Origin of the sequence: Bacillus cereus group sp. Bc031 (assembly GCF_027716265.1) — a bacterium.
GTDB classification, from domain to species: domain Bacteria; phylum Bacillota; class Bacilli; order Bacillales; family Bacillaceae_G; genus Bacillus_A; species Bacillus_A paranthracis.
In genome coordinates this window covers 158,900-172,486 of the sequence record NZ_JAQFUL010000002.1, presented here as the reverse complement: position 1 = coordinate 172,486, position 13,587 = coordinate 158,900, and the positions used below count along the sequence as shown (strand labels likewise).

Below are 13,587 nucleotides of genomic sequence, written 5' to 3'. Positions count from 1 at the left end.
TACATTTATAGACTTTAAATGAGATTTATATTTCAAATTCAATTTGCATAAGGAGTGTGTAAAATGAATTCCCCAAAAAATTCTTTATACGAAGAAAAGTCTGGGCATTATTATAATGCAGTGAATCCGAATTTATTAAAGCATATAAAAAAGGAATGGAAAGAAGTTCTTGATATCGGTTGCTCGAGTGGTGCATTGGGAGCTGCCATAAAAGAAAATGGCACACGTGTATCTGGAATTGAGGCATTCCCAGAGGCGGCAGAACAAGCAAAAGAAAAACTAGATCATGTCGTTTTAGGCGATATAGAAACAATGGATATGCCGTACGAGGAGGAGCAATTTGATTGCGTTATATTTGGTGACGTATTAGAGCATTTATTTGATCCTTGGGCTGTAATAGAAAAAGTAAAGCCATATATAAAAGAAAATGGTGTGATTTTAGCAAGTATACCAAACGTTGCTCACATTTCAGTATTAGCACCGTTACTTGCTGGAAATTGGACGTATACAGAATATGGTTTATTAGATAAAACGCATATTCGTTTCTTTACATTTAATGAAATGCTCCGAATGTTTTTAAAAGCAGGCTATTCAATTAGTAAAGTAGATCGTGTATATATTGATCATAAAGTGTATGAACCGTTAATTGAGGAGTTATATGGAATTTGTAAGAAATATCGTCTTGGAAGTGGCTTCATGGCTGAGACGGTCGTATTTCAGTATATTATTGAAGCAGAAAAATCACAGTTATGAGTGCTGGTGAAAAAACAATATTATTTGTTACGTGTATAAATGATCGGAAAATGTATGCACAGTGTGTACGGCATATATTGAGATTGGCAGTGCCTCCAGGATATATTGTACAATTTATGCCAATTCGGAATGCGAAAAGTATGACGAGCGGATATAATCAAGCGATTTCGCATCCAGCGAAATATAAAGTATATATACACCAAGATGTTTTCATTATGAATGTGGCATTTTTATACGGATTACTTCAATTATTTAACGAACATGAACATCTTGGAATGATTGGAATGATTGGAGCCCAGTATGTTCCTCCAAACGGGATATGGAATGAAGGCAAGGGAGTTGTTGGGAAAGTAATTGGTTATATGAACGATTTATTTTATATTGCAACGCAAGAACAACCGTACCATGAGTCAAAAACATTTATGCCTGTGGAATGTATAGACGGTTTATTGATGGCAACGCAATACGATATTCCGTGGCGAGAAGACTTGTTTGATGGGTTTGACTATTATGATGTATCTCAGTCATTTGAATTTAGAAAAGCTGGCTATACAGTTGGGGTTCCTGTACAGCGTGATGCGTGGTGCATTCACTATCATATTGATGTAAATATGACCAACTATGACAAGTATAGAAAGATATTTGTGGAGAACTATATGTCAGATGTAAATCAAGACGAATAGAGGGGCTACAAAATGAAGGATCGTACAATATTAGTTGTTGTTTGTGTAAATAATGAAGAGCTATTTGAACAATGCGAGAGACAAATAAGAAACCTTTTTGTTCCCCCTGATTATGTCGTGCAAATTTTTCCGATACGAGATGCGAAAAGTATGGCAAGCGCATATAACCGAGCGCTTTCATATCCCGCGAAGTATAAGGTTTATATACATCAGGACACTTATCTTATTAATCGAGAGATGTTTTATACACTTATTTCTCTGTTTAAAGATAATGAAAAGCTCGGCTTAATTGGAGTAGCTGGAGCCCAATTTTTACCGAGTAACGGGATATGGTGGGAAGGGAAAAATTTAGTAGGGAAAGTGATTGAGTATAGAAGACGGAATTATCAACTATTAAATTTAGATCAGGGGTTTTATGGAAGCCAATCTTTTATGTCGGTGCAGGCAATTGATGGCTTATTCATGGCAACGCAGTATGATATTCCGTGGCGAGAAGATTTGTTTCAAGGGTTCCACTTTTATGATGTATCACAGTCTTTAGAGTTTCAAAGGGCTGGTTATTTAATTGGTATCCCAAATCAATCAAATTTATGGTGTATTCATTATAACGGAGATGAATTTGATGCGGATACATATGAGAAAGATCGAAAAGTGTTTGTAGAACAGTATAAAGATATATTATCTCCATCATAAGGGAGAGATGCAGAGTGAAAGGGATTATTTTAGCAGGCGGTACTGGATCGAGGTTATACCCAATAACGAAAGTAACGAATAAACATTTGCTTCCTGTTGGACGCTATCCAATGATTTATCATGCGGTATATAAGCTAAAACAATGCGAGATTACAGATATTATGATTATTACAGGTAAAGAGCATATGGGAGATGTTGTTAGTTTTTTAGGAAGCGGTCAAGAGTTTGGCGTGTCCTTTACGTATCGTGTGCAAGATAAGGCTGGTGGAATTGCGCAAGCATTAGGGCTTTGTGAAGATTTCGTTGGGAATGATCGCATGGTAGTTATATTAGGTGATAATATTTTTTCGGATGATATTCGTCCGTATGTTGAAGAGTTTGCAAATCAAAAAGAAGGTGCGAAAGTACTGCTGCAATCTGTAGATGATCCGGAGAGATTTGGCGTAGCAAATATTCAAAACGGCAAAATAATTGAAATTGAAGAAAAGCCGAAAGAGCCGAAAAGTTCCTATGCAGTCACAGGAATTTATTTGTATGATTCGAAAGTCTTTTCTTATATAAAAGAATTAAAACCTTCCGCAAGGGGAGAGCTTGAAATTACAGATATCAATAATTGGTATTTAAAACGTGAGGTACTTACTTATAATGAAATGAGCGGTTGGTGGACTGATGCAGGAACTCATGTTTCTCTTCAAAGGGCGAATATGTTAGCGCGGGATATAAACTTTGGTAAACAGTTTAACGGAGAATAGGTGAGAATATGGAAGTTATAGAAACAAACTTTACCGACGCAAAATTGTTAGAACCGAGGTTATTTGGAGATGAGCGTGGCTTTTTTACTGAAAGTTATAATAAGAAGGTGCTAGAAACATTAGGAGTTACGTATTCATTTGTACAGGATAATGTTTCGTATTCGACAGAAGCGGGAACGATTCGGGGGTTACACTTTCAAAAAAATCCGAAAGCACAAACGAAACTTATTCAAGTTATGCAAGGAGCAATTTATGACGTTATCGTTGATTTGCGAAAAGATTCACCAACGTTTAAACAATGGAGAGGATATATTTTAAGCGCGGATAATCATCGGCAATTATTAGTGCCAAAAGGATTTGCACATGGTTTTTGTACACTTGTCCCGCATACTATTGTTATGTATAAAGTAGATGAGTATTATAGTGCTAATCATGACTCAGGGGTACTTTGGAATGATAAAGACTTAGCAATTCCATGGCCGGTAACAAGCCCTATTTTGTCTGATAAAGATCGAATATTACCATCGCTTCAGGAATGTGAAGATAGTTTTTGAGTAGGAGAGTTGTGTATGAATATATTAGTAACAGGTGGGGCCGGATTTATTGGAAGTAATTTTGTGCATTATATGTTACAAAGCTATGAAACATATAAAATTATTAATTTCGATGCATTAACATATAGTGGAAACTTAAATAATGTAAAGTCTATTCAAGATCATCCGAATTACTATTTTGTAAAAGGTGAAATTCAAAATGGAGAGCTGCTGGAGCATGTTATTCAGGAACGTGATGTGCAAGTCATTGTCAATTTCGCAGCTGAATCACATGTGGACCGTAGTATTGAAAATCCGCTTCCTTTTTATGATACAAATGTAATTGGGACAGTCACCTTATTAGAATTAGTAAAAAAATATCCGCATATTAAACTCGTGCAAGTATCAACGGATGAGGTGTATGGATCTTTAGGAAAAACAGGGCGATTTACCGAGGAAACCCCGTTAGCTCCAAATAGTCCATATTCTTCAAGCAAAGCGAGCGCTGATATGATAGCTTTATCTTATTATAAAACATATCAATTACCAGTTATCGTAACGCGTTGTTCCAATAACTACGGGCCGTATCAATATCCTGAAAAATTAATTCCGTTAATGGTTACGAATGCGCTCGAAGGAAAAAAATTACCGTTATATGGCGATGGATTAAATGTAAGAGATTGGCTACATGTAACGGATCATTGTCGTGCGATTGACGTTGTTTTGCATAAGGGACGTATAGGAGAAGTATATAATATAGGTGGAAATAATGAAAAAACAAATATAGATGTTGTGGAACAAATTATTACTCTCTTAGGAAAAACGGAAAAGGATATTGAATATGTGACAGATCGTTTAGGACACGACCGCCGTTATGCGATTGATGCAGAGAAAATGAAGAATGAATTTGATTGGGAACCGAAGTATACGTTTGAGCAAGGGTTACAAGAAACGGTGCAATGGTATGAGAAGAATGAGGAATGGTGGAAACCATTAAAAAAGTAAGGGGCATATAAATGAGAGAACGGATTATCATAACAGGAGCAAATGGTCAATTGGGAAAGCAACTACAAGAAGAGTTAAATCCTGAAGAATATGACATATATCCATTTGATAAAAAGTTACTAGATATAACAAATATATCTAAAGTGCAGCAAGTGGTACAAAAAATAAGGCCACATATCATTATTCATTGTGCAGCGTATACGAAGGTTGATCAAGCTGAGAAAGAACGAGATCTTGCTTATAGAATAAATGCAATAGGGGCTCGAAATGTAGCAGTTGCCTCACAATTAGTGGAGGCAAAGTTAGTTTATATTAGTACGGATTATGTATTTCAAGGTGATAGACCGGAAGGGTACGATGAATTTCATAATCCGGCGCCGATAAATATATACGGGGCTTCTAAATATGCGGGAGAGCAGTTCGTCAAAGAGTTACATAATAAATACTTTATCGTTCGTACATCATGGTTGTATGGTAAGTATGGAAATAATTTTGTGAAAACGATGATGCGATTAGGGAAAGAAAGAGAAGAAGTATCTGTTGTAGCGGATCAAATCGGTTCTCCTACGTATGTGGCGGATTTAAATGTAATGATTAATAAGCTCATCCATACTTCTTTATACGGTACGTATCATGTATCCAATAGAGGATCATGTTCTTGGTTTGAATTTGCAAAGAAAATATTTTCGTATGCGAATATGAAAGTGAATGTGTTACCTCTTTCAACCGAAGAATTTGGGGCTGCAGCAGCAAGGCCGAAATATTCTATTTTCCAACACAACATGCTGCGATTAAATGGTTTTTTACAAATGCCTTCTTGGGAAGAAGGATTAGAGCGTTTTTTTATAGAAACAAAAAGTCATTAACAATTTTCAGTTAATGACTTTTTTGTTTGCCTTTAAGAGGTTTTATGTTACTATAATTATGGTATCAGGTACTAATAACAAGTATAAGTATTTCTGGGAGGATATATCATGGAACTATTACAAGGGAAAACATTTGTTGTTATGGGCGTTGCGAACCAAAGAAGTATTGCATGGGGAATTGCTCGCTCTTTGCATAATGCAGGTGCAAAATTAATCTTCACATATGCAGGAGAACGTTTAGAGAGAAACGTTCGTGAATTAGCGGATACATTAGAAGGACAAGAGTCACTTGTATTACCTTGTGATGTAACAAATGATGAAGAACTTACAGCTTGCTTTGAAACAATCAAACAAGAAGTTGGTACAATTCACGGTGTAGCACATTGTATTGCTTTTGCAAATCGTGACGACTTAAAAGGTGAATTTGTAGATACTTCTCGCGATGGATTTTTACTTGCACAAAATATTAGTGCATTCTCTTTAACAGCTGTAGCAAGAGAAGCGAAGAAAGTAATGACAGAAGGCGGAAATATTTTAACGTTAACATATCTTGGCGGCGAGCGCGTTGTGAAAAACTATAACGTTATGGGTGTAGCAAAAGCTTCATTAGAAGCGAGCGTGAAATATTTAGCTAACGATTTAGGTCAACATGGCATTCGCGTTAACGCTATTTCTGCAGGTCCAATTCGTACGTTATCTGCAAAAGGTGTAGGCGACTTTAACTCAATCTTAAGAGAAATTGAGGAGCGCGCACCACTTCGTCGTACAACAACGCAAGAAGAAGTTGGGGATACAGCAGTATTCTTATTCAGTGATTTAGCACGCGGCGTAACAGGAGAAAACATTCACGTTGATTCAGGGTATCATATCTTAGGATAAATATAATATTAATTTTAAAGGACAATCTCTACATGTTGAGATTGTCCTTTTTATTTGTTCTTAGAAAGAACGATTTTTAACGAAAGTTCTTACCACGTTATGAATATAAGTATAATAGTACACGATTTATTCAGCTACGTATGGAAGTGGGAGGGACGAGTGTGAAGAATAAAAATAAAAGTTCAACAGTTGGAAAACCGTTGTTATATATTGCGCAAGTAAGTTTGGAACTTGCTGCACCGAAAATAAAAAGAATTATTTTAACAAACTTTGAAAATGAGGATCAAAAAGAGGAAAGTAATAGAAACGAAAATGTTGTAAGTAGTGCGGTGGAAGAGGTAATAGAAGAACAAGAAGAGCAACAAGTAGAAGAGAAAATAGAAGAAGAAGAGGAACTGGAACAGAAACAGAAAGAACCAGTGAGAACTGTCCCGTATAATAAATCATTTAAGGATATGAATAATGAAGAGAAGATTCATTTTTTATTAAATCGTCCTCATTATATTCCGAAAGTAAGGTGCAGAATAAAAACAGCTACAATCTCATATGTTGGATCAATCATCTCGTATCGTAATGGAATTGTAGCCATTATGCCGCCAAATAGTATGAGAGATATTAGGTTATCTATAGAGGAGATAAAATCGATTGATATGGCCGGCTTTTAAATATGTAAAGGTGGTAGAAACCTTCTACCACCTCAATAGTTTTTTAGTTTACTTCACTTATTAGATAGTAACGTCGCGTAAGCATTGAATCGCACAGAAACAGCTTAAATCTACAGTAATACAAGTAGATGTCGATACTAGTCTTGCATTTGGTACAGCTAAAAACGTACAAATTGGGTCATCAGTAGGTGGTACAGGAGAGCTATCACCTAATACTACACTTAATACACGCAGTACAGCACAGCTATCATCATCTACACTTTCCACACGGAAAATTGGAGATCGGCAGCTAGTAAGGTTTGCAGATGGTGCAAATGCTTCAAAAGGTGCTCCAGCTTTTGTGTATAAAATAAAAGGGCGTGTATTTGCTACTGATGCAGTATTGTGTGCGCCTAAAAATGGAATTTCACAACCAGATCCACACGTTGTTGTAGAACAATCTTGTAATTCATTGATGAATTTTACAACGTCAACTACACAATGAGAAGAGCCATGGTGTTTATTTTCGTTACAACTCATTAATGTCACTCCTTATCTTCTTGTTTGTATTTACATTAATAAGATATTGGAGTTGAGGAGATTTGGTCACAATCTCAAGACCTTTTTTTTAAATAGGCGAAAGAGGATAAGGGAAGGTGGAATTATGCTGTTTACAAGCTGGCTTTTATTTTTTATTTTCGCGTTAGCTGCTTTTAGGCTCACTCGTTTAATTGTTTATGATAAAATTACAGGCTTTTTGCGAAGACCATTTATTGATGAATTAGAAATTACAGAGCCGGATGGAAGTGTATCAACTTTTACAAAAGTAAAAGGTAAAGGATTAAGAAAGTGGGTTGGCGAATTATTAAGCTGTTATTGGTGTACAGGTGTATGGGTTAGTGCTTTTTTATTAGTCTTATATAATTGGATTCCAATCGTTGCAGAGCCGTTACTTGCATTATTAGCTATTGCAGGAGCAGCAGCAATCATTGAAACGATTACAGGATACTTTATGGGAGAATAATATATTTCCATAATACGAGAAAAAGCGGAGTTTAAAAGAATGAGGGAACGGAAATAAAGAGTTGTTCATATAGTAAATAGACAGAATTGACAGTAGAGGAGATGTTTGCTGTGAGCAATAATCCAAGGCAAAATTCATATGACCTGCAGCAATGGTATCACATGCAGCAACAACACCAAGCACAACAACAGGCATATCAAGAACAATTACAGCAAAAAGGATTTGTGAAGAAAAAGGGATGTAATTGTGGGAAAAAAAAGAACACAATAAAACACTATGAAGAATGAAACACTCATGTTACTGTGAGTGTTTTTTATTATACATATAAAAAAGCGGTATTTCTGTATTAGAAATACCGCTTTTTACTAGCTAATTTGTGCAACTGTTAATGCTGCAGCACGGATGTCTACAGTTCCAATTAACTCGACTGGTACAATTTGAATTAAGTCACCAGGATTTAAGTTAATAAGAATAACACCACTGGATACATCTACTTCACCAGTACCAATAACGTTAGAACGAACCGCTGTACCTGATCCAGGAATAATGTTTGCTGGTGTATTTAATGATAAGAAGAAACGACCAGCTTCTGGTGCAGTAGGTACGTTATCAAGACTAATTGTTAATGTATAACTGATTTGATAAATACCAGCTCGTAGAATTCGTATGCCATCTCCTACACTTACTGTATCGTTTATTACAGGAACAGTAATATTTGGGTTTGGGCTTACGCTAGGTAATAGTAGTGGTGTAAATAATGAAGCGAATTGAGGTGCAGACGCGTTGAAAGCAAAACCGAAGGCAGGTAGTGTACTAGCTGGTTTCGCCTCACAATCGATTTTCGTAAATTCGCAATCAGAAGAGAACATGTTTTTCACTCCTTTATCTGTTTCTACTTTCAGTTAATGAAAAGGACAGGTTCTATGTTCTAGACAAGTTCCCAATTTTAAGAAATTTACATAATAATACTCGTTAAGCATGGATTGGGTGGCAGATAATTCTGCCACCCAATCCATGCTTAACTCATTATTTAGTTTTAAATCGTAACATCACGCAAGCATTGAATAGCACAGAAGCAACTTAAATCAACAGTAAGACAAGTGTTAGTCGATATTAATCTTGCATTTGGTACAGCTAGGAATGTACAGATTGGATCGTCGGTAGGTGGTACAGGAGAAGTATCACCTAATACTACACTTAATACACGCAATACAGCGCAATCATCATCATCTATACTCTCGACACGGAAAATTGGAGATCGGCAGCTAGTAAGGTTTGCAGAAGGTGCAAATGCTTCAAAAGGTGCTCCAGCTTTTGTGTATAAAATAAAAGGACGCGTATTTGCTACGGATGCGCTATTATGTGCTCCTAAAAATGGAACCTCGCAACCAGATCCGCATGTTGTCGTTGCACATTCTTGTAGTTCATGTATAAAACGAACGACATTAGATACACAGTTGAAATCAAAATCATGTTGATGATCTTCGTTACAATTGCAACTCATTATGTTCACTCCTTCTCGTGAGTTCTGACATACACTATTACAATATGAACGGGATATGATTGATATTACGTTAATTATCATGATGAAAACAGGGAATTTATATAGGAGGGATGTACATAATGCAATATAAAAAAAAGACATCCTTATTGAGTGGATGTCTTTTCAGGTAAATCTTTTCGCACAGTATACAAAAAACGAGATATATCTAATTTTTTTCCTCTGAAAAATTGCGGAGAGGAAATGTATAGTTCTTCTTTTGCACGTGTAATCGCGACATAAAGCAGTCGGCGTTCTTCTTCTAAAGCCTCAGAAGTCTCTGTAACACGATCATTTGCATCTTTTAAAGAAGAAGTATGGGGCAGAATACCATCGCTCGCTCCAAGTAAAAAGACACATGGAAATTCAAGGCCCTTTGCGTTATGAATAGACATAAGTGAAACAGCATCTTTTTGCGGCATTGTTTTTAATGCTTCCATTTCTTTTTGCCCTTGAATGGCTTCATCAATAAATTGTAAATAAGCTGGAATGTCGGTGAAACGAGTTGCAGACTCCATTAATTCTTCTAACATTTCTTCTTGTATATCTTTATGCATTGTAAAGGAAGAACGATCGTTACTTTGTAAGTACTCTAAATACTTTCCTTTACCATGAATAATTTCTTTTAATGCTTTTTTCGGTTCTAATTCTTTTATAAATTTAATAAAATCGATACGCTCATTTACCTTTTTCACTTGAAAAGGTTTTAAGTTCGGATTTAATAATAAGAAATGAAGAAGAGAAGGGAAACGGCCTTCACCATATTTCCATTGTTCACGTTCAATAAATGAAATACAATCATCACGCCCGATATACATCGTTGGCAATATGTTTGAAAGTGATTCTAATCGAAATGGTTCAATTACGAGTCGTAAATGATCCAATACAGGCTTAATTAAAGAATGTTCATAAAATGACTGACTCGCACCGTGTTTAATAAACGGGATTTTATGAATGGTAAGCTGATCAAGTAACGAACGGCTTACAGAATGTGTGCGATACAGCAAACAAAAATCTTTATAATTTCGTTCACCACTATCTACTTTTTCTTGAATGAGCTGCAAAATTTGATTTGCTTCATCAAGAGTCGTAGCCGGTCTTGCGTAAAAAGGTTGTACACCTTCTTCACGAACAGAATATAGCTCTTTATCAAACCGTTCTTGATTTAGTTTGATAACTTCATTTCCAAGTCCGACAATAAAAGGATTGGATCGATAATTCGTATTAAGGGCGATAATCGTAGTGTTATCAAATTCTTTTGGAAAAGATAAAATAATTTGGTGACTTGCTCCTCGCCAACCGTATATCGCTTGATCGTCATCACCTGCGATAAATAAATTATTTCTTGGCGAAGCTAACAATTTTACAATTTCATATTGAGCATACGATGTATCTTGGAACTCATCTACTTCAATATAGTGGAAACGTTGTTGTAATTGGGTAAGCAAAGGAGCGTTATTTTCTAACATATAATATGTTTCTAATAAGATGTCATCGAAATCAATATAATTATATCGTTGTTTCACTTCTTCAAAACGCTCGTATACTTCTTTAAATTCTTGTTCAACGGGTGTTTTTGCTTTTACATCTTTCGGACGATTTAATTTGTTTTTCTCAAGTGAAATCATCGCGAGCATCGTTTCAGCATCATAATCGTCTTTTAAACGCAATTCTTTTAAAATTTTCTTTATCATAATTTGTTTATGTTTTTCGTTTGCTAAAATTTGCTGATTATATCCTTGACTACGAAGCAATTTTAAAAAGACAGAGTGGAATGTACCGGCAACAACGTAGCTACTTGCCGCATGATTCATACCCGGTAAATTCGCTACACGATTTCGGATTTCTTCAGCCGCTTTTTGTGTAAATGTAAGTAATAAAATATTTCGCGGATGAACTTGTTTTACATTTACTAAATAACCGACGCGAGTTGTTAAAACAGATGTTTTCCCGCTTCCAGCACCAGCCAGTGTAAGAACAGGGCCTTCTGTCGTTCGTACAGCCTCTAATTGTTTTTCGTTTAAAAATACATTTTGCTGTTCGAGAGCGCGGAAATACGCCGCATCTGCATCTTCTTCCATAATTAAATGGGTAGATGTTTTCGGAATATGATATGTTGCACGTGGGATATCAGCGTGCGTTAATGATTTTTGTGAAAATTTTTCTTGTGTCATATATTCACCTTCAAAACTATAGCATCAACATTTAACTTTAGCGGAAGAAAAAGAAAATAGCAATGTAAAAAACAGGAGGGGATACCTCCTGTTTTCAAATTACAATTCTTTTATCATAACGATGTGAGGAATATTTGCTTCCATAAATACATCAGAATTCGTTACATATCCAAGTTTCTTATAGAAATCTTCTGCATGTGTTTGAGCATGCAGCTTCAATTTTGGTAGCGAGTTTTCCTTCGCATATGCTTCAAGTGCATTCATAACAATTTTTCCGATGCCTTTTTTTCGATGGGAAGCTAGTACGCAAATGCGTTCCATTTTTCCTATTCCATCAATGGTGCGAAAACGCCCAGCACCAACGGGAACATCATTATCATATATAACGACGTGTATGGAAGTTTCTTCAAACTCATCATACTCTTCTTCGGCAGAAACTTGCTGTTCCTTCACAAATACTTGCTTACGTACAGAGAATGCATCTCTTAGTTGTTCGTCCGTTTGTACGATCTGTGCATGCAAATTAGTTGTTCCCCTTTCCAAGGCGGAATGTTTCGTGTACAGTCCATGTTCCGTTTTCTAATTGATATAGAAGGTGGAAGCGGTCAATTGGTTGTTCGTAATAGAAATCTTTCATACGTAATCGACCTAGTACATCAGCATGCTCTGCATCTGATAAGCCTTGTCCAATTGTTAAATGAGGTACAAAAGCGTATTCGCGTTCTTGTGTAAAGAATCCGCTATGCATTTCCTCATTTAAGAAAGTAAGTTCAGGTGTTTTTTCTACTTTAAAATAAATAACATTATTAACAGGTGCGAATGAACCAACTTTTCCAACATGAAGGGTGAAAGGGTTCGTTTTACTTGCGATTGTATGTAACTCGTTTACAATCGATTCTAATTGTTCATCTTGCGTCTCAAAGGGTGTTTTCAATGTAATATGTGGCGGAACTAATGCGTAGTGCGGATCATAACGTTTACGCAATCCGTTCGCTTTATCTTGAATCATTTTAGATGGAAAAATTACAATGCCTAATTTCATGTTCCAATTCCTCCCTTTGTAAGTCTAGTTAGATTTTGAGAAAATAACTCTCTTAATCTATTATATCAAATTATTCTGAATACTGCTCTCTATTATTTCATTGATAGCATATGAGAGAAAGCTTTCGGTAAATCAGTTTGCCAATATTTCCACGTATGATTACCTTCAAACTCCTCGTAATGCGTGATGAAATTTCTATCTGTCAGAAGCGTATTAAGCTCACGGTTCGGCCCTACGAAATCAGATACTTGTCCATCCGTGCGCTTTACAGCTGTTTCTTCTGTCCCAATAACGTGATAAAGCTCTAGCGCCTCCGGATTTTTGAAGTCTTTTGCTAAGTTCATTACTGTTTCATCCACAAATGGTGATTGCATAACGACTTTACCGAATGTATGCGGATACATAAGTGCAGTCATAAAGGAAACTGTTCCGCCAAGAGAATCTCCAATTAGCATGCGACCTTTTCCCATTTGGTACGTTGGATAATTTTCATCGATATATGGCGCAAGTTCATGAGCAAGGAAACGAATATAAGCAGCGTTTTTTACTTCGTTTGGGAAATATTTTTCTTTACGATCGTGTACATTTTTATATGGAATACCGACAATAATTGTACGGTCAATTTCTTCAGTTTCACGAAGGCGCTCAATTACACGGTGTGCTTTCCCAAGCTGAAAATAATCTCTGCCATCTTGTGCAATGACAACTGTATGTTTGTGCAGCGGTGTGTAATTTACCGGTAAGTAAACGAGAAGTGTAACATCTTCTTGAAGTGATGCACTATAAAATGAAATCTCTTCAATTCTCCCAATTGTTTGATTCATGTAGATCCCCCTAAATAAAAATTTACTGTAATAATTGTAAGAGCGACGCTTGTAGTGAAAAAGAAAGAAATATTCACTAATAGGTGCTTTCGTTTCTATTTTACCATAATGGTACGAAGAATCTAAAAAATTAGTATTTAAGTTAGGAAAGAAAACGGATATAATGAAGTGGGAT

18 protein-coding genes are annotated in these 13,587 nt (G+C 36.0%); 11 read left to right on the top strand and 7 right to left on the bottom strand.

The genetic code is table 11. The features are described from left to right. The first annotated feature begins 63 nt into the window (after positions 1–63). From PDQ33_RS01940 to PDQ33_RS01900, 9 genes are all read left to right on the top strand, one after another. Positions 64–753 carry a class I SAM-dependent methyltransferase gene (locus PDQ33_RS01940; RefSeq protein WP_001087862.1) on the top strand — a complete coding sequence of 230 codons (690 nt, stop codon included), beginning with the start codon at positions 64–66 and terminating at the stop codon, positions 751–753. Next, the gene (locus tag PDQ33_RS01935) at positions 750–1,436 is read left to right on the top strand and encodes a glycosyltransferase family protein (RefSeq protein ID WP_270754479.1); all 687 of its coding nucleotides are present in this window, start codon (positions 750–752) and stop codon (positions 1,434–1,436) included. The genes PDQ33_RS01940 and PDQ33_RS01935 overlap by 4 nt, the downstream gene beginning before the upstream one ends. Before the next feature lie 12 nt (positions 1,437–1,448). Then, complete coding sequence (locus PDQ33_RS01930) at positions 1,449–2,129, top strand: glycosyltransferase family protein (RefSeq protein WP_000654997.1); 681 nt, start codon at positions 1,449–1,451, stop codon at positions 2,127–2,129. 14 nt (positions 2,130–2,143) lie between these two features. Next, positions 2,144–2,881, top strand: coding sequence for a sugar phosphate nucleotidyltransferase (locus tag PDQ33_RS01925; protein WP_000676174.1), 738 nt, complete (start codon positions 2,144–2,146; stop codon positions 2,879–2,881). Positions 2,882–2,889: 8 nt separating this feature from the next. After that, a complete protein-coding gene (gene rfbC / locus PDQ33_RS01920; protein ID WP_000451992.1) occupies positions 2,890–3,435 on the top strand; it encodes a dTDP-4-dehydrorhamnose 3,5-epimerase in 546 nt (181 codons plus the stop codon). A 15-nt stretch (positions 3,436–3,450) separates the two neighbouring features. Beyond that, positions 3,451–4,419, top strand: a complete 969-nt coding sequence (gene rfbB, locus PDQ33_RS01915; RefSeq protein WP_001024149.1) for a dTDP-glucose 4,6-dehydratase — start codon at positions 3,451–3,453, stop codon at positions 4,417–4,419. A gap of 11 nt (positions 4,420–4,430) precedes the next feature. After that, positions 4,431–5,285, top strand: coding sequence for a dTDP-4-dehydrorhamnose reductase (gene rfbD, locus PDQ33_RS01910; RefSeq protein ID WP_001209176.1), 855 nt, complete (start codon positions 4,431–4,433; stop codon positions 5,283–5,285). A 108-nt stretch (positions 5,286–5,393) separates the two neighbouring features. Continuing rightward, positions 5,394–6,164 carry an enoyl-ACP reductase FabI gene (gene fabI, locus PDQ33_RS01905; protein WP_000421886.1) on the top strand — a complete coding sequence of 257 codons (771 nt, stop codon included), beginning with the start codon at positions 5,394–5,396 and terminating at the stop codon, positions 6,162–6,164. Positions 6,165–6,304: 140 nt separating this feature from the next. After that, positions 6,305–6,829 (top strand): spore coat CotO family protein, encoded by a 525-nt coding sequence (locus tag PDQ33_RS01900; RefSeq protein ID WP_074543462.1) that lies wholly within the window; start codon positions 6,305–6,307, stop codon positions 6,827–6,829. 60 nt (positions 6,830–6,889) lie between these two features. On the opposite strand, the gene exsY is transcribed toward PDQ33_RS01900, so the two are convergent. Next, positions 6,890–7,348, bottom strand: a complete 459-nt coding sequence (gene exsY, locus PDQ33_RS01895) for an exosporium assembly protein ExsY (RefSeq protein WP_001277732.1) — start codon at positions 7,346–7,348, stop codon at positions 6,890–6,892. Between the two features lie 124 nt (positions 7,349–7,472). On the opposite strand from exsY, the gene PDQ33_RS01890 reads away from it, so the two are divergent. Both PDQ33_RS01890 and PDQ33_RS01885 read left to right on the top strand, forming a co-directional pair. Beyond that, positions 7,473–7,832: a DUF1360 domain-containing protein gene (locus tag PDQ33_RS01890; protein ID WP_000899670.1), complete on the top strand. Its 360-nt coding sequence runs from the start codon at positions 7,473–7,475 to the stop codon at positions 7,830–7,832. A 101-nt stretch (positions 7,833–7,933) separates the two neighbouring features. Beyond that, positions 7,934–8,119: a cytochrome C oxidase subunit III gene (locus tag PDQ33_RS01885; RefSeq protein WP_270392789.1), complete on the top strand. Its 186-nt coding sequence runs from the start codon at positions 7,934–7,936 to the stop codon at positions 8,117–8,119. Between the two features lie 78 nt (positions 8,120–8,197). Here PDQ33_RS01885 and exsF read toward each other — a convergent pair whose 3' ends face one another. The 6 genes from exsF to PDQ33_RS01855 all read right to left on the bottom strand — a co-directional run bounded on the left by exsF (position 8,198) and on the right by PDQ33_RS01855 (position 13,412). Next, positions 8,198–8,701 carry an exosporium protein ExsF gene (exsF, locus tag PDQ33_RS01880; protein WP_000492942.1) on the bottom strand — a complete coding sequence of 168 codons (504 nt, stop codon included), beginning with the start codon at positions 8,699–8,701 and terminating at the stop codon, positions 8,198–8,200. A 167-nt stretch (positions 8,702–8,868) separates the two neighbouring features. Next, the gene (gene cotY, locus PDQ33_RS01875) at positions 8,869–9,336 is read right to left on the bottom strand and encodes a spore coat protein CotY (RefSeq protein WP_001277713.1); all 468 of its coding nucleotides are present in this window, start codon (positions 9,334–9,336) and stop codon (positions 8,869–8,871) included. Positions 9,337–9,479: 143 nt separating this feature from the next. After that, positions 9,480–11,546 carry an ATP-dependent helicase gene (locus PDQ33_RS01870; RefSeq protein ID WP_061131551.1) on the bottom strand — a complete coding sequence of 689 codons (2,067 nt, stop codon included), beginning with the start codon at positions 11,544–11,546 and terminating at the stop codon, positions 9,480–9,482. Between the two features lie 99 nt (positions 11,547–11,645). Then, complete coding sequence (locus PDQ33_RS01865; RefSeq protein ID WP_000543279.1) at positions 11,646–12,068, bottom strand: GNAT family N-acetyltransferase; 423 nt, start codon at positions 12,066–12,068, stop codon at positions 11,646–11,648. Between the two features lies 1 nt (position 12,069). Further along, positions 12,070–12,588: a YjcG family protein gene (locus PDQ33_RS01860; RefSeq protein ID WP_000765876.1), complete on the bottom strand. Its 519-nt coding sequence runs from the start codon at positions 12,586–12,588 to the stop codon at positions 12,070–12,072. A gap of 92 nt (positions 12,589–12,680) precedes the next feature. Continuing rightward, positions 12,681–13,412: an alpha/beta hydrolase gene (locus PDQ33_RS01855; protein ID WP_061131552.1), complete on the bottom strand. Its 732-nt coding sequence runs from the start codon at positions 13,410–13,412 to the stop codon at positions 12,681–12,683. Positions 13,413–13,587 lie beyond the last annotated feature (175 nt).